Raw genomic sequence first — 19,014 nt, forward strand, 5'->3', positions numbered from 1 at the left:
CCGGCGTCAAAACTGCGAGCTTTGCGCCGACAACCGCTCTCGATTCCGGCATTGTTTATACCGCCAAAATTACTATTGGGGCCACGGATCTCGCAGGCAACCCACTGGCAGTTGACAAGGAATGGACCTTTACAACCGGTGCGAGCGCAGACAGCACCCCACCTACAGTTTTGACCACAAACCCTGCTGATAACGCCACAGAGGTGTTCACCACCCAGAGTGTTTCCGCTACCTTCAGTGAACCGATGGACCCCTCAACCATCATCACCGATAACTTTACTCTGTCAGATGGCGTCAATGCACCATTGGCATGTACTTTGACCTACTCAGGTACGACTGTGACCTACACGCCGGTCAACAATCTCGAAACCGACACCAACTATACCGCCACTATTGCCGGCGTAGTCAAAGACCTGGCAGGAAATCAACTGGGAAATGAAACATCCTGGAACTTTACCACCGCCGCGACAGTAATGGTCGGACCACAATCACCAGTACTTGGGGAAGCCGACAGATTCATAATTCTGGCCAGCCAGAAGGTCACCACCACCGGATCAACAGCCAGTGCGCTGACCGGTGGAGATATGGGAATTCTAGACCAGGCCCGCAGCTATTATGAGGGATTCGTGACAGGTGCAGGCGCAGGGCAAGTAGATGAGCTCACGGGTGGGTTGTCATATGCACACGATGATACTGATCCCGCTTTAATACCTGCACCGTATGCAAGCACTATTGCATTTTTAAATCAGGCCAGAACCGACTTGGGGATTGCCTATGACTTCCTTGCGGCTGACCCGAATCCGGCTGCAGCAACTCAGGTTTGCCCAATTCAGCTGGGCGGCCAGACCCTCACCCGGGGCGTCTACAAGACCGCGGTCAATGTATTATTAACCACCGGTCCTCTTCATCTCGATGCCCAGGGCGATCCGAATGCTGTCTTCATTTTCTCGATAGACGGCAATTTTACCGCCGGCGCTCCAAGCGGCGCAATCATCCTCGATAATAACGCACAGGCCAGGAACGTCTATTTCAGGACGGGCGGCGCCACAGCCATTGAAGCGGGCACCAGCTTCTACGGAAACGTCTTCGCCTGGTCACAGGTAAACGTGCTGGCCGGTGCCAGCATAACGGGCAGATTGTTTGCGGTAACCGATCAAGTCACCTTGATTTCTGATACCATTACTGCCCCGTAAGGCATGACAAAGAAATAAAGACAGCATCACAGGAAAAGGGGAGGCAGGCTATTTTTCATAAATCGGCCGGTCTCCCCTTTTTGTCTTTCTCCATCACCCCGCTCTTTTAATCCAGTGAAAAAAGTGTCCTCTGTCAAAAGGCCTTTTGCCCAAGAGCAGAACGCCTAATATAAAAAATTTCCGTTTGCAGTGTTTATTAATTATAATAATAATGTAAAGATCATCAATAACATGATTTTTCATTCGGCTAACAAACCTGAAGGGATTAGAGCGCCTGGCACACAAAATATGCAGTTGGGTTATTTATTGAATCATCGCCTGCAAAGCTTGGTTCAAAGCCAACTTAATTCCACTTGAAAAGTTGTGCCGGCAAAACCCGAAAAACTTGAAGGACGGCAATGGAAGAAAACATTACAGGATCAAAAGAAGAATCTCCGATAATCAAACTCGTAGATTCAATCCTTACCTTGGCCGCTAAAAAAAATGCGGAATTTATAACTTTTGTTTCCATCCCTTCTGATGAAGTTATTAAAGAAAAAAAACCGATCCTCTCTGCCGAGGAGGCTCTTGATCCGCAACTCCTTGAAGAACTTATTAAAACATCTGACGACGATACAACCGAAGTTGCTGCCGGCATTGAGACCAACGCCGAGGCCCCCTTTAATGTATATTATAATTTAGGTACCGGCTGGTTTCAGGCTCATTCGCTGCCGGCAAACACCAAGGGGCCGGTTTATCAAAGAATTTTGCTCCTTGCGGGAATCTCGCCATGGGAGAAGAAAGAGGCTGAAGGGAAAATAGAGCTCGATTACGGTGATGGAGCAAAAACCACATTATTCGTTAAATTCGACCCCGGGGTCGACAGATTACTCCTGAAAAATACCCAGGGCGATGTCAGTATTATCGATCTCCAACGGCTCCTGAAAAGTGAAAATTCCAAAGACCGGCAATATGCTGCGGATGAACTGCTCAACCAGAATACTCCTGATTCCATAAAGACACTTAAATACTCCTTTGAAAATGAAAAACCGCCGGAAACTATCTTTGCCTATGCCAAAACCGGGGCCGCGGAAACCATCCCTGAGCTGACAAAACTCCTGCGTTCCCCCCAACCGGCCCTGAGGGCGATGGCCCTTAAATCCCTTGTAGAATTCGGCACTGTCGAGTCCCGTAATGCCCTCCTTGATGCATTGCAGAAGGAGCAGACTTCCGACATCGTCCATGCCCTGGGCGACAGTGGCGATCCCTCGGTTGTGCCAACTCTCCAGAACGCCCTGAAACAGGGCAAACAGAGCTTAAGACTTGCAATATTCATGGCCCTTGCCAAAATCGGCACCCGAACCGCCTTTGATATTATCGAAGAAAACGTCTTAGCACATGAAATGCAGGAGGTGGTTTTGCGGACCCTGCCCATCCTGGCCAGGAAGGAACCTGATGTCAGGATAATGTACGTACAATGGTTATATAACAACTACGATGCGATTGACGAATCAAAAACCAAAGTTGACCTGATCAAATTCTTTCAATCCACCGGCACCAAGGACTTACAAAAGAATCTCAAGAAAAAACTCGATGAAGAACAGGCTAAATTCTTTCTGAAGCGTGACAAGGACCTTGTCGCTGCCCTTGAGATCTGCATCAAGGACATGCAGATCATTACGGAAGATGACCTGCCTAAAACGATAAACAAAGTCCTAGCCCAAGCTGCGGCAGAAAATATCGAGATGATCTGTGTCGGCCCGTTGAAAGATGATGAAAAACAGGAATCACCGGACACCTTCAACATCCACTTTAAAAAAGCTGGTAAATGGCAGATAGCCAGAACATTCCCTCAAAAAAAGCACCAGGCTTTTTGTGACAGGCTTGTCGCCCTCTCAGGAAAAGGGCTTGATGAACTTGCCAAGGCTACTCACAAATTCACCGTCAAAGTTGCCCCGGATTTGCATCTGACCTGTCATATCAAATTTGAGCCGACCCATGACCGGTTTGTTATGGCCGCAAAAAAAGAGCCCGGCAAGACCGATTAAAGCCCGCGACCCTATCTCTGTTCGGCAGACCAGACGCCCCAAAGCCCCTGCAGTCGAGCTCAAATATTTTTTTTGCAGAAACTGCATTATTTTGTTTAAAGTTTGTTTTCAGGATGCCGATATGTTAATTAGAAAACTATATAAATGAACGCCGACTAACAATCAGCTGCCATGATATTTAACAAGGACGGCACCGGAAATGAAGCTTACCAATCTTTTTCCACAGATTAAAACGGACAATAAAATCCAGATCAAAAAAACCGCTGATGCTGGTGTTGATCCTGCCAGGACCGCCGGTTCCACCGTTGAAACCGATCGGGTCGAGTTGTCAGACGGATCCCGTGATGTCCAGAAAATGCAGGAAATTCTTCTGGAAACCCCTGTTGTCCGCGAGGAAAAAGTTCAGGAACTGAAACAGCAGGTTGCAAGCGGCAAATACCAGGTGGATCCCTATAAAGTTGCCGACCGCATGCTGACGAGCCTTCTTACCGATTATCTTCCCGAAGACTGATTTTTCTAAATTTTTCATATATTCAATCCTGCGGCCTCATCCTGAGGCCGTTTTTTTTATTTCACCGACCTCTTCTAACCGTTAATCCGCAACAATTCAGGGTGGATCAGAAGCCAGAAGCCAGAAGTCAGAGAGAAAAATCTCCTACGCATTCCTGCCTTTTTTAAGTTTATTCTTTGAATTCAGCCTGCTGTCTCCTTTATTCAACGAGCTTAATCACATGCCTACGAAGCGAGCCGCGAAATGTTTACCCGGAAAATACCCGGCTCATTCACTAATAATCGGCCAGCAGCAATCATATCTGCCCGGATCGAGAAGCACCTGTTTAGCCAGCCGCTTATTGGCATTTATCATCACCGGTCCGAGCAGATTAGCTGTCATTGCCCTGGGATTTTCCCTGGGGATTGTGAGAATCAAAAGAAGCTCAAGTTCACTTACATCTGTAGCCTCAAGTTCTTCCCTTATATGATCATTGACAGGAGGATTATAACTCGGATCCACAACCACGGATTGAATAACCACAAAGGCAAGGTTCGGGTCATCCACAGACTGAAACCACATGAACGGCGAGGACAGCCCGTGTTTCTGGAGTATGAACCGCGTCGAATCAGGGAATCCCAGAAAAGGGCTGGTCATTATAATTATTTTGTCTTTATCTATTGTAAGCTCACCAAAACGACTGGTTGATATCTTGATTCCCGTCGGGTTTTCCTGGCTGCTGATGTTCTCAGCGGTTACACTGCTCATACTTCATTCCTCCACAACATGAACCTCAATTACAATGCCGGCTCGGCATCAATCCAAACGGCAGGTGTTATTCTTTTTCGCCTGAAAAAATTTTTAATCCCTGCGGCAAAGACCCAATATCCTGGGGTGCTTCCATAGCGGCCTTCCTGTTTTCTTCAAGAATCTGTTGATAAATTTCTTCACGGTGCACAGCCAGATGTTTCGGGGCCTCGATTCCCAGCTTGACCTGCCCCCCCTTGATTTCCAGGACCTTGATTTTTATGTCGTCCTGTATGGCAATTGCCTCCCCGATTTTTCTTGCAAGTACCAGCATGGGCGCCCTCCATGGCTTTTGATTAATAAAATTTGCCTGCCTGTGATACCTTCCATGGTATTCACGCTAGAGGAAATTGACAAGACTTAACTGCATGACCTTGGCGGATGCCGAAAGGGCCGCCTCGTAGGCAACCTCCTTGGCTTTAAGCTTCATCAGCGCCTCGATAATATCCGTATCCTGTTTCTCTGAAAGATTCTCTGTCGTGCTTAATTCCAGATTTATGAATATCTCGTTCTGGGTCTCTATGCGGTTCGCCCTGGCCCCGAAATCAGATATCTGCCGGGTCAGATCTTCCGCAAGCTGATTCATTTCTGCAAGCGATTGCCCAAGAGAATATGTCTGGATATCACTGAAGCTCACGCCAGCCGATTTAAGAAAATTGCTTGAGTCGCTCTCTAAAACAAAGGTGTATCTGGCGGCATCGGTACTTTCAATTTCCATATAACCGCTGCTGTTCCACGTTGCGGTAATCCCGGCGACGCCGTTTATTTTCTGGGCTATGGTTTCAGGCGTATCAATTGCCGGGTCCACAGGGATTCTAATCTTCGTCTCCACCGGCGGATATTGTTCATGATCCATCACGGTAAGGGTAAAATCACCGGCCACCAATTCATCGTGTCTCGGCAATCCGGTATCGCCAGAGCCAAGAGTGGCGGTTACATCGGTGGCCGCGGCATTTCCCACAACTTCAGTGAAATTCTGCCCTTTGAGGAAATCCTCGAAGCGTTTTAAAGTTGAAAAAGCATTGATATCCATTAAAACATCCTGGCCGTTCTTACTCACTTTCAGAGTGCTTCGCTGGCCGACCTTGATGGAAATATCGTTGCTTCTATCGCCGGTATAGCGGACATTGCCTTCCTGAACAATGATACTGTCCACGGTGATTAAGCCGTCCGCCGGCAAATCACCGGCCTCTCCGGTATTGGTCGCGCCTCCCGACATGCCGAGGGCTGCAAGGCCCTGCTCGAAACTGGCCGTGGGAGTCGTTTCAATAGAAAATACCCTGTCTGATTTAAGCTGCACTGATCCATAATAGACTTTACTCTGAGGCACCGCCGGGCTGCCGCCATTAAGATGGGAAATCCTTTCGCCGTTTGCCGAGGTGACGATATGCATGTTCCTGCCATCGACAGCGGAAAGCATGATGTTCCCATCCGTGTTCCTTGTCGCGTTAATCCCGGTTGTGCTTGAAAAAGTATTAATGGCGCGTACAAGTGCATTGGTGTCGTCGCGAGCGCTTATCGTCGTGGTTGCCGGAAAGATGTCAACGCCGTTGATCACCAGATCTCCAGGACCGATATTTCCTGCTGTTACTACGCCGTTTGTACGAAATGAGGCCGGGGTAACCACTGCGGTCACACCGGTGACCCCTGATTCGAGGTTGATTGCCGCAGCCTTGGAAGCAGCGGAGGTATCTGCAAAAATTGTCGAAACACCGTCATCGACCGGCGCTGCAATAGACTGCCCGTTTAAAATAAGATCCTGGTCCGCAAGCTGATAGCCGTAAACCAGAACGCCGTCACCTATCTCATCGGCAAAACCGATACCGCCGCCGTCGAGGCCCACCAGATTCAGGATGGAATCGTCAACCCCTGCGGCGCTGGTTGTTATATCAATGGCTGTGGCCTCCGATGACATCGACACGGTCCCGGTGTTATGCTGATCGTCAGCCACCTGATCCACGTCAACAAGCCCGGTCAGGTTCGGCCCCGGGGGATTCATATTGGCGATAACGATATTATTGTCGTCGCCCGATCGCATGTTTGAAAGGACAACGGAATTTGCGATACCGCCGTTGGTGCCGTCACCCCGAACCGCCTGAACGCCGGTCTGCTCACTGACCAGGTTGATGGCATCCACCACATCCTGGGCCACGTCCGCAGCAAGACGCCCGTCTGCAATATTCACGGATACGGGGATATTATTCAGATCAAAGGAAACCGCAGTCGGATTCAAGTCTACCGGCGCTTCGTCTTGAGCTACCAGTCCCGCATAAAGAGTGGTGACCGTGGCGGTGGTTGTCGATGAGTTGGTGTTGATCGCGTCTGCCAGCCTGAAGGCGCCACCCATGTTCAGGTTGTAATCAGAGGGGGCTGCGGTGGTCAGATCAACAATGCCCATGTCCTCGCCATTGATCAGCAGATCGCCTGCCGCCAGGTCCGTGCCTGTGGAGATCTGGCCGGTGGTCAACTCGCCGGAAAGAGCCGCAGGCGTGCTGCCGGTGAGTCGATATCCGTCAACAAAACCAGCCATGAATGGTGTTGGCTCAATATCATTGTATCCGGTTGTCCGATAGCCACCGAAAAGGTATTTGCCGTTGACCTGGGTATTGGCGAGAATAACAGACTGTTCAAACAGATGCCGCACCTCTTCACCCATTGAGCGCAGATTCTCCGTTGAGAGAGCGCCATTAATGGCCTGGACATTCAGGAGCTTTGCCCGCATGACCTGTTCCTTGATCTGGGTGAGACTGCTTTCCGAGCCGCTTACAAGGTTGTATCCGTAGGTCAGATTTTCCTTATATTGCTTTATTTCAGAAATATTCGATCGCAAGGTCAGGGCGCTTACCAGATTGCCGGGATTGTCCGAGATCTTGGACATCTGCCGTCCCGAGGAGATCTGGTTGTTCAATTGGGACAACTCCCAGGTTGTCCTGTTGAGGTCAGTCATTAAGAACCTGTGCTGAGATTGCATTGTCGTACGCATAGCAAAAACTCCTGTCCCGGACTGCTCGCTGCCGGGTTATCGCTTCAAGGTATCAAGAAGCGTGATCATCATCTCGTCAGCTGTGCTGATCAATTTTGCTGCGGCTGAATAGGCATGCTGAAACCGTATAAGATTGGCCATTTCCTCATCAAGGGAAACCCCTGAAACCGAATCACGCATTTCATTCATCTGGTTCAACACCTGTCCATTAAAATCAGTATCCCTGATAACCGTTCGCCCGCGGATGCCTATCTTGCCGACAAGTGAGTTATAAAAATCATCAAGGGTGTTGGGGGTGCTCCCGGTAAAATGAACGGTTTCATCGTGCTGTATATTGGTGATTGCCAGAATATTGGTGTTGTCACCCCTGAAAAGCTCACCGTTAACGGTGACCGTAGCTGCTGCCATGTTGTTGAGATTATCTGCAACCACGCTGTTTACGCCTAAGGTGCTGGCATCGTACCCGCTGAAAAACGTATTGATCCCGGCAACCTGCAGGAAGTTCGAATTGTCATTGGCAAAAGCGAATGTGTGGGTGCTGTCGGGGTTGAGAGACAGCTGATTATTTTTGACCGACGCCGTTATCCAGGCGCCGCCGCCGCTGGCATTGGTTATTGAGACATTGATCGCATCAGCGACATCCTGAAGGTCATAAGCCCGCTCCAGAGAAACATTCACCGGCTGAGGAAGAGCAAGAGTCCCATCACTACTATATAACCAGATGTCAAAACTGCCGCCGTCAGTCACCAGTTCATTGTTATACTGAAAGCCCTGGAGAGACATGACAACTCCGCCGGGATCAGTGAAGCGGTAGGTAAATTTACCATCGTTTGGCCGATCTTCAGGGGTGAGTCCTCCACCCATACCGAGATGATCGAGAAAGGTATCATCGGTATTGGTTACAACCGTAAACTGTTCATCGGAAAAAAGAGATATGGTTCCACGATTGTGAGTGGCATCAGCATCATAAGTGCCTGCGGTAAGACCGAGATTGTCTTCGAGTCCGACAGGCGTTGAGGTGATGGCGCCGACAATAATCCGTGATTCATCGCCGGCATTGGTGTTCCTCAAGACGATTGAATTCGCGACGCCGCCGTTGGCATCATCCCCAAGAACCGCCTCAATGCTGATATCCATCGGGTTGGTGGCTGTGGCATTATATGTGGTTATAGCCGTGTTGATTGAATCAATGACGTTTTGTGCAAACAGCGCGTCATCTCCCACATCAGCCGCCGCAGTTGTATAGGTGACCGCAACACCATTGATATCAAATGAAAAAACATCCCCGCCGCCGGCGGTCAAAGTTGTTGAGTCAACTACGGTTCCAGCCAGCTGAGTAGTCATTTTGGCGGTGACTCCGGCCGCGGCGAGATTTATCTGCTGCACGGCATTAGATGCCTTGGTCATGGCCAGTCCGTAGACCGCGGCGGCCCCGTCGATTTCTCCGATGCTGCGATCGTTAATCTTGAAAATGCCCGCCTCAATGGAATCGGTGGCGTTTGCCGCATTGACCGTAGTATTCAGATGCGTTGCGTTCTTGGCCGTCTCCGTGCCGATCTGTTCGGAGGAAAAAGCATAAAGGCCGGCACCTTGGGAATGCTGCTGGTTCACTTCACGGACAAGGGCATTGGCGAGCGCGTCAAGCTTGCCGAGATAATTCTCCGGGTTGTCCTCGACGAGCTCATTATGGATTGCCACATACCCGCCGATTTTGCCGCCCATAGAAACTTTATCGCTGACCGGAGCCCGGGTAATCGTGCCGTCGGGCTTAACATTATTCCAGTACATTTTTTCATTTGCCCAGTTTAAGGTCCAGCTCTGCGTTTGCTCCACCAGGCTATGACCGTCTCTCAGCAACACGGTATAATCACCGGAATTATTTTCGAAATAGGCGACATCAATAAGACTGGAGAGCTCTCTTAAAATTTCATCGCGCTCATCCCTGAGATCATTCGCCTTGTAGGTCGTTGTTTCAGTGGAACTGATCCGGGCATTCAGATCAGCTATCTGGGCGGTCAGGGCATTTACGTCTTCAACGGCATTGTCAAGGCTCATGCTGATATCGTATTTTGTCTTGGCTATTTCAGCACTCATGTGCTGGAGGTGCTGGCCCAACAACTGACCCTGCTGGACAACCTCCTGGCGGGCGGAAAGAATTTCCGGATTATTTGCAAGATTCTGCCAGCTGTCCCAGAACTGGGTCATGAGATCATTCAGGGCCAGACCCGGCGCTTCATTAAATATTGCTTCGACAACGCGCAGTGACTGTTGCTGCGCCTCCAGATCGCCCAGAGTGGAATTCTGCTCCATGATCCTCTGGGTCATGAACCGATCATATTTCCGGGCAATTGACACGGCCTGGACGCCATTGCCGATATTTCCCACCGCGGACGGCGTGGAAATATTGGTGGTTACTCCTAAAACCTGACGGGAATAGCCCGGTGTATCAACGTTGGCAATGTTATGGGCAGCAACCTGCACCGAAAGCTGGTGGGTAAGCAGCGCTTCTTTTGCAACATTAAGCATACCTGAAATACCGGCCATTGTCAGACCTCTCTGCTGATCAGGGTAGGGCCATTGACAGCCCTTCTTTCGCTTCCCCGGGCGCCATAGGTGGAACGTTCCGCAACCGCACCGGTTATCAGGTGAATGGCATCATTGAGGTAGCCGAGAACATCATGGGTAAACCGTTTATTCATCATATTGCGCTCCAGGACATCTTCCCGCATGGATTCCAGGGTCTGCTTCCGGCCCTCAAGAATTTCCAGCTCCTCTTCATTTGCATGGGGTCTCAGATCTTCGAGCCGAATAATCTTGTCTTGCGGGATATTGGTCGCATTTCTGGCTGTCTCCTGCAGTAACGTATCAAGTGTGGCTATTCTCTTGAGCTGATTTTCTTTTTTCCTGCTGAGACTGACAAGCGCCGACAGATCCCTTTCCGAAAGGGCCTTTTTTTCCTCTTCTACAATTGTCCCGAGTTCTTTGAGGAGACGGACCTGCTGGTCGAGAATTTTGAAAATGGCCTCAGGAAGAGCCTTGATTCTTGGACTATCGTTGTATTCCATGGTGGATTCCTATTTTGCTGCGGTTGGTTTGATTTTTCCCGTGAGTTGCTGAAAGAGTATTTCACCGAATCCCATACCCTTGGTGTGCGCCATCTTTTCTGCTAATCCATCATCATGAAGCGATTGGTACATTTCCTGGGCATAACTGGTGTCAACAAGTCCGCTCTTGGGGATGCTTTTGCGCATCGTTGCAAGCATCTGCTTCAAGATGATCGCTTCAAAATCAGCGCAGGCTTTACGCAGCTTTTTCTCTTTAATAATATCGGCAGAAACCGGCGTTTGCTTAAGGGTTATTAATCCTGTTTCAGATAAATTCATTGCAGTGTCGCCCCATTTGTCGGAATCATATTATCTCAAGATCGGCCTGCAGAGCACCAGACGCCTTGATAGATTGAAAAATGGAAATCAGGTCCCGGGGGGTCACTCCAACGGAATTAAGTGCTCGCACCACTTCCCCGAGGGTTGTGCCCACGGAAAGGGTCACCAGCCGATTCTCCAGATCCCGGGCTGAAATATTTTCATTGGACGGTGCATTAGGCAATCGTGGCCGCGATTGTTCCGCGGTAATCTGCAGGCTCAAGTTGCCATGAGACAGGGCAAGATGGCTGATCCGGACATTCTCCCCCATGACCACGGTCCCGGTTCTTTCATCAAGCACTACTTTTGCCGACGCATCGGGTGTGATGCTCAAGTTTTCCAAGGCGGCAAGCAGGGTGACTTCCTGATTATAAAATTTTTCAGGGACGACGATGTCAACCGTTGCCCCATCTTTGGCTGTTGCATAGGTACCACCTAAAAAAGCATCAATGGCGTTGACGGTTCTCGAAATGGTTGTAAAATCCGCAGAATCAAGACTGATGGTTATTATTTTTTTCCCTGCAAATGTCAGGGCAACCTCCCGCTCCACGGTTGCGCCGCTTGGTATTCGCGCCACGGTAAGATGCTTTTTCTGTGCACCCCTCACACCGGTGGACTCAAAGCCGCCGATGCTGACCGCCCCCTGCGCAATGGCATACACCTGACCATCAAGACCCTTAAGAGGCGTGGCAATCAGCGTCCCACCCTGCAGTGATGAACAGTCTCCAAGGGAAGAAACCGTTACATCAATGCTCTGACCGGTTTTGACAAAAGGCGGAAGGGTCGCGCTGATCATCACTCCCGCGACGTTTTTGACTTTGACGCTTTGCTCGTTGACATGCACCCCCATATTCTCCAACATATTGATCAGACCCTGGGTGGTAAAGGCTGCCTGACTTCCGTCTCCTGTGCCGTCCAAGCCCACAACCAGACCGTAGCCGATGAGCTGATTGTTTCTGACGCCCTTCACCGATGCCATGTCTTTCAATCGAATTGCCTGGGCGTGGCTTGCGGACAAAACCACCAATATTGCTGAAAGAATAACAACCATTCCCTTCATGCGTGAACTTTCCGCAATCATTGTTCCCCGGGTGTTGTAATCTTTTCGTTTCATAGTGTTTACCTTGAATTTGTCATGAGCTTAAAGGGTGTTGGTTGAATGTTCTGCAAGCCATATGCCACGGCCCATTTTGCTGCTTCTTCAAACCCCCAAAAAAACATATACTGTTTTCAGACTCTTTAATGTTCAACAATTTCGGCATGTTATTAAAATCATCCATTTAAGAAAATATACAATTTATCCTGTACCCGACTCTCCCCGGTAAAAAACCGCCTCCATGTAAGGGAATTTTTTTCCTAGTTCATAATTTTTCTTTTACTCATAGCCTGTTTTTGTCATCAGAATGGCCAGAGCAGATCAAGCCCTCGGGCGAGCCAGCCGGGATGTTGCTTGTCGCTTATCACCCCGGTGCCGCTGTATTCGATCCTGGCGTCCGAGATATGTGACGAAAGTATGGAATTATCCTGAGAAATATCCTTGATCCTCACAATGCCCGAAAGAATAATGTACTGGGTTTCGTCATTGACGCGTATTTCCCTGAAGCCCCGAACCACCAGATTGCCGTCCATGGTTACATCAACAACCCGTGCCGAAAGGGTGGCGGTGACCGTACTGTCGCGTTTTGTTTCACCTTTTCCTTCAAAATCGTTTGTAAGGCCGGCCTGGAGGGATGTCATGGATGGGGTGAAATTGCTGTTCTTGCCGGAAAGCCATTTTTCAACCCCGAATAAAGCAGCAACGCCGCCGGAAATGGAGGACTCTCTTTCGGTCTTGGTTGAAGCATTTTTTGATCCGGTGGAGGTTTCGACGATTTTCACAAGAAGAATATCGCCGATGGCCCGAGCCCGGCTGTCCCTATACAGATCGAGATTTGTCTGCTGGGAATAGATCGCCCCTTCCTGGGGCAATGCGTTCTGCCTTTCCACGGTGGGCAGGCTGAACCTTTCCGGCAGATCCTTTGATGAGGGTGCCGTGTCGGTCAACTTGCTTGATCCGCTGGCAACACAACCTGTAATCATCAATAAGAGTGTTGGAATTATTATGAGGTTTCTGGTGCTCCGCATGCCTTTTCCTCCTGACCCGAAATTTTCCGGGCATTGATTGGAGTTTCCCGTTGGTCGCTCTGTTGCTGAAGACCCTTATATACGGGCTTAAAAATATTCATTAAATATTGACTCTCCCGCTGACAAAGCTGAGAATCAGAGCCCCGCAGCATGCACTCCCCGCAGGTCACTCTTTTCAATCCCTTGAAGGGAATACATACTCAGGCTAAAAGATGACCTCAACGGTTGCCGGGTCAACAACCCGGGCATACACTTCCCGCCGGCTCATCAGATTTTTCACTCGCACCATGTCACCGTAGGCCCCCTGCTCCCTTGCCTCTCCCGGAGCAGTCACCCGCAAATTATTCGACTGGGCAAGGATTGTTACGAGATCGCCCCGTTCTACCAACACCGGCGGAGTCAGCAGATATTTATAAAGCACGGCACCGGCATTAAGGGATACATTCAGTTGCTTGCCCACCGCATCATTTATATTGTTGACCAGCTCTGAGCCCAACATGGAAATGTCCCGCCGGACCACTTTCATATCTTCAGCAGTAATAACCGAATCTTTCCGTAATGACCGGGTGGTAAAAACAACCTCGCCAATCAGCCTGAGCTCACAAACCATCATAACCGTGCCATATTCTCTGCCATCCGAGAGTATGGCAAAATTTGCCTGGTTCCTGCCAAGCCTGAATTCAGCAGCATTGCCGGTCAATCGAAATTCAATGGCTCCTGCTGCCACTTCGAGTTTCTCCGGCTTTGCAGAAAAATCGGCAAACTGCATATCTTCCTTGGGCCAGGGCAACGATTCACGAATGATCTTTTCAAAGGCCTGCTGAAAAACGGCTTTATCCAGAACAACAGTGTTCAAATCTTCAGCTTGAACTGCGCCGCCGGTGACAAGAAACACAAGAATGAAACTCATCATTACAGCAAGGAGGCTTGGTCGCTTCATAAGGTCATCTCCTACCTGATCAGCGTATTGCTGATTTCAAGCAATCTGTCTGCGGTCTGAATGGTTTTTGAATTCACTTCATAGGCGCGCTGGGTAGTGATCAGGTTGACCATTTCCTCCGTAACGTCCACGTTTGATGTTTCCATGAAGCGCTGAGCAATTGTTCCGATGCCGCCGGTCCCGGGATTTGCTTCGGTGGGGGCTCCGGAGGCCTCGGTCTCGGCGTAGAGATTGCCGCCCATACTTTTAAGCCCTGCCGGATTAATAAAACCATGCAGTGTCACCTGGGTTGTGGCCAGCGTCTGCTGGGCACCGTCCTTGGCGGTAAGCATGCCCCCTGCATCAATGGACAGAGCAACCGTGCCGGCCGGAACCGCAAATTCAGGTTGCAGACGATCTCCATTTGCCGTAACCAGGTAGCCGTTGCCGTCTCTTTTAAATTGCCCGGCGCGGGTATAGAACTCTTCGCCGTTTCTAAGTATTTGAAAAAAGCCCTGCCCCTCGATGGCCCAGTCAAGATCATTGCCGGTTTCCACATAATCACCCTGGGTGAAAATCTTCTGGATAGCCGTAGGCCTCGATCCCATGCCCACCTGAATCCCGGTGGGGACCTGTCCGCCTCCGGTGGTTTCCACCCCGACATCCCTGATGGTCTGATAAAAAAGATCTTCAAATTGTGTTCTGCTTTTTTTGAAACCCGCAGTATTAACGTTTGCCAGATTATTTGCGATTGTGTCCAGCTGAAGCTGCTGACCGATCATGCCTGTTCTGGCAGAATAAAGTGCACGTATCATAATTTTTTCCTTTTTTGATTTTATGTCAAAAAAATGTCATTATTTTTTGTTGTTTTCCGTCAAAATAGCCATCATTACGTCAATTTCCCGACTCTCCTGATGGCCTCGTCATTAATCTCGTCAATGGTTCTGATTACTTTCTGCTGAGCCTCGAACACCCTCTGCAACTCGATCATCTCGGTCATTTCCTTAACCGTGTTGACATTTGACTCTTCCAGATACCCCTGCTCAAGCGTATATTCTTCGGGTGTCTGCTCCTGTACGTCTGCACTTTTGGTGCGATACATATTCAGACCTTCTTTCTCCAGACCATTGGTATCTGCAAAGGTAACAATGGCCAGCTGGTCCGCGAGGTTGCCGTCGACATAAACACTGCCCTGATTGTCAATGGTGACAATTCCGCCCTCAATGGTGATAGCGCCGCCCTGCCCCATGAGCAGGTCGCCGTTGGAGGTTGTCACCTGTCCCTGGCTGTTTTTATGGAAATTTCCATCCCGGGTGTAGCGCATTCCCCGCTGAGTCTGAATCTTGAAATAGCCCTCGCCGTTTATCGCTATATCCAGAGGGTTTCCGGTCAGCTGCGTCGGCCCCTGCTGGTGGTCGGTAATGATTTTTGCCCCCTTTCCCACCCGATGCCTGTTGCCACTTGCTTTGTAGAGCATTTCCCAGAAGGTTACGTTTTCCTTCTTAAAACCAGTTGTATCGACATTTGCCAGGTTGTTTGCCACCTGAGACAATCGGTTTTCCTGGCGAAGCATTGTTTCAACGCTTTCGATAAGTCCGAGCCTGTTTTGGATATACAAGATTCACCTCGTTATTGAGTTTGTTGTCTGTTGTTGCAACATGTGTGCCACGTTTTGTTACGCAGGAAGCCATGGCCGGCAGAGTACAGACAAACTCACTGCCGGAATTACGTTTAACGGCTTAGAAGGAGCGCAATGAGTGCTTGGCACCAAAATCTTGATGCCAATGTTGACGATTAATCAAGGGGCGACGAGAGGTGCTGATGGGAAAAAAATGCCCAGTTCCATTGCAAAGAAATCAGGGCTGCCAATTTTTATTGGCCCGGTAGATAAAAGCGAGGATTTCCGCAACCACCAGATAGGTTGAGGGAGGGATTTCTTCATTGAGATCAAGCCGTGCGAGGATTTCCGTAAGATCGGTGTCTTCATGGATGGGAATGCCGAGTTCTCTGGCCAGGGCGAGGATACGCTCCGCCACGAGTCCTTCGCCTTTGCCGACAATTTTCGGGGCAGGGTCTCTGCCCTTGTCATAACGAATGGCAATGGCTTTTTTTCTGGATGCGGCCTTGCCGGAGTCTGTCTTTTTGGGCATAATGAAAAGCTTATTTACTAAAAAGTTCCCCCGGTGAACCGGGATGCCGGTCGATACGGTCGGATGCCCCTGATCGCGGGCAGATTCGAACCATGTGAGTGCTTACCGTTCAGTTAATGTAGCGTATCGGTAGCAACCAGGCAAATATGAAATTTGAAAAGAACCTACACCCGGCAACGCTGATCAAGCGTTATAAGCGCTTTTTAGCGGATGTCGAAATGCCGGATCGAAACATAACTACAGTGCATTGCCCGAATTCAGGGTCGATGATGGGGTTATGCGCTGCCGGTAATGATGTCATGCTGTCCACATCTGACAACCCCAAACGGAAATATCCCCGGACCCTGGAGATGATCAAGGTGGGAGGCAATTGGGTGGGGATCAACACAATGCGCACCAACCCTCTGGTCCGCGAGGCCATCGAAAGAGGGAAAATACATGAGATCGGCATTGTTGATACGATTCAACCGGAGGTAACAGTTTCCGACAGGAGCCGACTTGATTTTCTGCTGAAGCGCGGCAATCAGCAAATTTACCTTGAGGTGAAAAACTGCACACTTGCCGAAAACGGCATTGCCATGTTTCCCGATGCGGTGACCACAAGGGGAACGAAACATCTTGAGGAACTCATCTCCCTGAAAAAGGCCGGTCACCTTGCCATGGTTCTGTTCTGTGTCCAGCGAGCCGATGCCGCGCAATTTTCACCGGCAGCCCATATTGATCCGCTCTATGCCGAGACCCTGGCAAGGGCCTGCCAACAAGGTGTTCAGGCGCTGGCTTATCAGGCAGATGTCTCCCCGCAGGCCATTGAGATAATCCGCCGACTTGAAATAATCCTGCCGGACAAGGCATCCCGATCCAATAACTATTAATCCAACTCTGTAAATCCCCAGAAAGGAAAATCAAGTCGGTATCTGGCAATAAGCCCCGGGCTGTATTCACGGCTTGCCACCAGCCATAAGGCGTTTATTCTTTCCCCTTGGTCGGTTATATCAACAGGATTCCATTCGGGCAGAAATACCAGGGCGTTATCCGCAGTGTACTCGATATCACCGGAATCCTTGAAAAGCCCCATGTGCGGCACCCCGTCATACCGCCCGCCTTCCTGGCGGCTCAACTCGGAGATCACCAGAAAGGCGACATTCATTTCATCCCTGATCGATTCAAATTCCCGCAGCCAGGCGTCAATACCGGTGCGGCGTTCTGAAAAATCCTTGAACGGCAGCTTGTGAAGACTGTCTACAACGACCACCACATCATCCTTTCTCGTCTCATGACACAGGAAATCAATATGCCGCCGCATGATTTCCGGGGTGAGCTGGCGGTCGTTAACCACCCGGAAATACTCAAGCATATTACGAAAATCTTCTTTTGCGGTGTCCAGCCTCCTGGTTTCTTCCGCATCCCCATTATCGTCGATAATCCTTTCAACCGGCAGCCGACTCAACCGCGACAAGGTGCGTTGATAGATTTTCTGAACGCCGTTTTCAAAATCATAATAAACCACCGGGACTTTTTTGCGGGCCATTTCCGTGGCAAGCTGTATTCCAAGACAGGACTTGCCGGCCTTGGGCGCGCCGCCGATGATGTTGATTCCGTGAATGCCGTCCATTGCCGCGTCAAATCCTTTAATGCCGGTATGGAGCGCCTGAAAACTTTCCGAATGCTGCCTGTCGATATTTTCAAGAAATACTTGATATTCACGCCCCGGCCGCCGGAAGGGGGAAAAAGCCTGTGAGGCCTTGACCATTGCGGTGACCTGATTCTTGAAATCCGCCGAATCTTCCCTGGCCAGTTTCACCAGGCAGAAATCACGTTCCCGTTGCGCCGGCCAGGAGAGCATCCGAACCTTAAAGCCCACCCGTGCGGCAAAGGCGCGGGCCGCATTATCCGCTTCCAGACTGTTGTTCACCACCAGAAAAACAGTTTGTATATATTGAAAACGTTTGGGATCAATGAACGCCAGATCCTTTGCGACCGGGACCGCAACTCCTGGAAATCCAAGCTCCCGAAGGCAGAGAAGATTTTCTTCCCCTTCGACAACAAACAACGCCCCGCCTTGGCAATAATCAATGTCATTGATGTTAAAAATCTGCAGCCCGTTTGCGGAAAAAGACTGATCCCCATGCCAGAACTGTTCACTCTTGTTTTCCGGAGAAATACAATGCGCCGTATAGCAGTTACCGTTTGCCATATAATACGGATAGACGATATAGCGGCCGTTGAAACCGATTTTCAATTCTTCAAGAGTTTCCGCGCTCACCCCCTGGCCTGCAAATCTTTCCTTAATTTTTACAGTGATGCTGGATTGATATTTGGGAATGTCTGAATTGATCGTATCCAGGGGAAATTCACTTTTTTCCAGATACGGCTCACCATCCGGATCGTGACCAGGAACACTGCCCGACTCCAAGCCCCTTAATCTAGCGAAATGAGCTGCAAACCCTCCGGGGACACAACGACTCAGGCACCGAAAGTAACCAGTAAAATATCCTTCCGCCCCAAGAAAAACAATTATTGCGCCGGTCTTTTTTCTGCCTTTTTTTGCACAGAAAGGACATTCAGCCCTGAGCATCGTGCCCTCAATCCGACTTTCCGGAAGATGGGCTTTATAAAATTCGGTCAATTTTGTATCGAGCGCCATACTCTTCGCCTTAACACGTATTTATGATGATTGAGAAATGGAGGAGGAACCCCCCTCCGCCACAACAAAAGCTTAAAAAATGTACTTACCCTCGCCTGAGTCAACAAGGCCGACAGGCCTTTCTCCTGATGCGACTCGTAAATTACATACCCCTTGCTGCGGAGGGGTTCGCTTGTGGTCGATTCTGCCTGAAAGTATACTGCAGTTTACTGCAAAAGAAGTACATTTTTTTCCTTCCCGGCTTTTCCGGATGCA

At 49.7% G+C, this 19,014-nt stretch carries 18 protein-coding genes; 4 read left to right on the plus strand and 14 right to left on the minus strand.

What is annotated here, in order from left to right; translation table 11 throughout:
* The 3 genes from KKE17_05275 to flgM form a co-directional block, all read left to right on the plus strand.
* A partial coding sequence (locus tag KKE17_05275; protein ID MBU1709401.1) for a DUF3494 domain-containing protein occupies nt 1-1,193 on the plus strand: 1,193 nt, incomplete at its 5' end.
* Nucleotides 1,194-1,591: 398 nt separating this feature from the next.
* Entirely contained in the window at nt 1,592-3,220 is a 1,629-nt protein-coding gene (locus tag KKE17_05280) for a HEAT repeat domain-containing protein (protein ID MBU1709402.1), read from the plus strand.
* 199 nt (nt 3,221-3,419) lie between these two features.
* Complete coding sequence (gene flgM, locus KKE17_05285; protein MBU1709403.1) at nt 3,420-3,731, plus strand: flagellar biosynthesis anti-sigma factor FlgM; 312 nt, start codon at nt 3,420-3,422, stop codon at nt 3,729-3,731.
* Between the two features lie 267 nt (nt 3,732-3,998).
* On the opposite strand, the gene fliW is transcribed toward flgM, so the two are convergent.
* The 12 genes from fliW to KKE17_05345 all read right to left on the minus strand — a co-directional run bounded on the left by fliW (nt 3,999) and on the right by KKE17_05345 (nt 16,115).
* A complete protein-coding gene (gene fliW, locus KKE17_05290) occupies nt 3,999-4,454 on the minus strand; it encodes a flagellar assembly protein FliW (GenBank protein ID MBU1709404.1) in 456 nt (151 codons plus the stop codon).
* 91 nt (nt 4,455-4,545) lie between these two features.
* Entirely contained in the window at nt 4,546-4,791 is a 246-nt protein-coding gene (gene csrA, locus KKE17_05295; protein ID MBU1709405.1) for a carbon storage regulator CsrA, read from the minus strand.
* A gap of 66 nt (nt 4,792-4,857) precedes the next feature.
* Complete coding sequence (locus KKE17_05300; GenBank protein ID MBU1709406.1) at nt 4,858-7,464, minus strand: hypothetical protein; 2,607 nt, start codon at nt 7,462-7,464, stop codon at nt 4,858-4,860.
* Nucleotides 7,465-7,536: 72 nt separating this feature from the next.
* On the minus strand, nt 7,537-10,044 hold the full coding sequence (flgK, locus tag KKE17_05305; protein MBU1709407.1) for a flagellar hook-associated protein FlgK: 2,508 nt from the start codon (nt 10,042-10,044) through the stop codon (nt 7,537-7,539).
* A gap of 2 nt (nt 10,045-10,046) precedes the next feature.
* The gene (locus tag KKE17_05310; protein ID MBU1709408.1) at nt 10,047-10,565 is read right to left on the minus strand and encodes a flagellar protein FlgN; all 519 of its coding nucleotides are present in this window, start codon (nt 10,563-10,565) and stop codon (nt 10,047-10,049) included.
* Nucleotides 10,566-10,574: 9 nt separating this feature from the next.
* Nucleotides 10,575-10,883: a rod-binding protein gene (locus tag KKE17_05315; GenBank protein ID MBU1709409.1), complete on the minus strand. Its 309-nt coding sequence runs from the start codon at nt 10,881-10,883 to the stop codon at nt 10,575-10,577.
* A 25-nt stretch (nt 10,884-10,908) separates the two neighbouring features.
* Nucleotides 10,909-11,982, minus strand: a complete 1,074-nt coding sequence (locus KKE17_05320) for a flagellar basal body P-ring protein FlgI (protein ID MBU1709410.1) — start codon at nt 11,980-11,982, stop codon at nt 10,909-10,911.
* A gap of 338 nt (nt 11,983-12,320) precedes the next feature.
* Complete coding sequence (locus KKE17_05325) at nt 12,321-13,046, minus strand: flagellar basal body L-ring protein FlgH (protein MBU1709411.1); 726 nt, start codon at nt 13,044-13,046, stop codon at nt 12,321-12,323.
* 205 nt (nt 13,047-13,251) lie between these two features.
* The gene (flgA, locus tag KKE17_05330) at nt 13,252-13,986 is read right to left on the minus strand and encodes a flagellar basal body P-ring formation chaperone FlgA (GenBank protein ID MBU1709412.1); all 735 of its coding nucleotides are present in this window, start codon (nt 13,984-13,986) and stop codon (nt 13,252-13,254) included.
* 11 nt (nt 13,987-13,997) lie between these two features.
* Nucleotides 13,998-14,780, minus strand: coding sequence for a flagellar basal-body rod protein FlgG (gene flgG, locus KKE17_05335; GenBank protein MBU1709413.1), 783 nt, complete (start codon nt 14,778-14,780; stop codon nt 13,998-14,000).
* Between the two features lie 74 nt (nt 14,781-14,854).
* On the minus strand, nt 14,855-15,583 hold the full coding sequence (gene flgF, locus KKE17_05340; protein MBU1709414.1) for a flagellar basal-body rod protein FlgF: 729 nt from the start codon (nt 15,581-15,583) through the stop codon (nt 14,855-14,857).
* A gap of 238 nt (nt 15,584-15,821) precedes the next feature.
* Nucleotides 15,822-16,115, minus strand: a complete 294-nt coding sequence (locus KKE17_05345) for an EscU/YscU/HrcU family type III secretion system export apparatus switch protein (GenBank protein MBU1709415.1) — start codon at nt 16,113-16,115, stop codon at nt 15,822-15,824.
* Nucleotides 16,116-16,261: 146 nt separating this feature from the next.
* On the opposite strand from KKE17_05345, the gene sfsA reads away from it, so the two are divergent.
* Nucleotides 16,262-16,987 carry a DNA/RNA nuclease SfsA gene (sfsA, locus tag KKE17_05350; GenBank protein MBU1709416.1) on the plus strand — a complete coding sequence of 242 codons (726 nt, stop codon included), beginning with the start codon at nt 16,262-16,264 and terminating at the stop codon, nt 16,985-16,987.
* On the opposite strand, the gene KKE17_05355 is transcribed toward sfsA, so the two are convergent.
* Together KKE17_05355 and KKE17_05360 are read right to left on the minus strand one after the other, a co-directional pair.
* A complete protein-coding gene (locus KKE17_05355) occupies nt 16,984-18,759 on the minus strand; it encodes an AAA family ATPase (protein MBU1709417.1) in 1,776 nt (591 codons plus the stop codon). The two genes, sfsA and KKE17_05355, sit on opposite strands and share 4 nt — an antisense overlap.
* Before the next feature lie 72 nt (nt 18,760-18,831).
* Nucleotides 18,832-19,014: hypothetical protein (locus KKE17_05360; protein MBU1709418.1), on the minus strand; the 183-nt coding region annotated here is incomplete at its 5' end.

This window comes from Pseudomonadota bacterium (assembly GCA_018823135.1).
Taxonomy (GTDB): domain Bacteria; phylum Desulfobacterota; class Desulfobulbia; order Desulfobulbales; family CALZHT01; genus JAHJJF01.

Coding starts and splice junctions, on each gene's coding strand:
- KKE17_05280 (MBU1709402.1), top strand. CDS start 1,592: ATGGAAGAAAACATTACAGGATCAAAAGAAGAATCTCCGATAATCAAA.
- flgM (MBU1709403.1), top strand. CDS start 3,420: ATGAAGCTTACCAATCTTTTTCCACAGATTAAAACGGACAATAAAATC.
- csrA (MBU1709405.1), bottom strand. CDS start 4,791: ATGCTGGTACTTGCAAGAAAAATCGGGGAGGCAATTGCCATACAGGAC.
- KKE17_05300 (MBU1709406.1), bottom strand. CDS start 7,464: ATGACTGACCTCAACAGGACAACCTGGGAGTTGTCCCAATTGAACAAC.
- flgK (MBU1709407.1), bottom strand. CDS start 10,044: ATGGCCGGTATTTCAGGTATGCTTAATGTTGCAAAAGAAGCGCTGCTT.
- KKE17_05310 (MBU1709408.1), bottom strand. CDS start 10,565: ATGGAATACAACGATAGTCCAAGAATCAAGGCTCTTCCTGAGGCCATT.
- KKE17_05315 (MBU1709409.1), bottom strand. CDS start 10,883: ATGAATTTATCTGAAACAGGATTAATAACCCTTAAGCAAACGCCGGTT.
- KKE17_05320 (MBU1709410.1), bottom strand. CDS start 11,982: ATGAAGGGAATGGTTGTTATTCTTTCAGCAATATTGGTGGTTTTGTCC.
- KKE17_05325 (MBU1709411.1), bottom strand. CDS start 13,046: ATGCGGAGCACCAGAAACCTCATAATAATTCCAACACTCTTATTGATG.
- flgA (MBU1709412.1), bottom strand. CDS start 13,986: ATGAAGCGACCAAGCCTCCTTGCTGTAATGATGAGTTTCATTCTTGTG.
- flgG (MBU1709413.1), bottom strand. CDS start 14,780: ATGATACGTGCACTTTATTCTGCCAGAACAGGCATGATCGGTCAGCAG.
- KKE17_05345 (MBU1709415.1), bottom strand. CDS start 16,115: ATGCCCAAAAAGACAGACTCCGGCAAGGCCGCATCCAGAAAAAAAGCC.
- sfsA (MBU1709416.1), top strand. CDS start 16,262: ATGAAATTTGAAAAGAACCTACACCCGGCAACGCTGATCAAGCGTTAT.
- KKE17_05355 (MBU1709417.1), bottom strand. CDS start 18,759: ATGGCGCTCGATACAAAATTGACCGAATTTTATAAAGCCCATCTTCCG.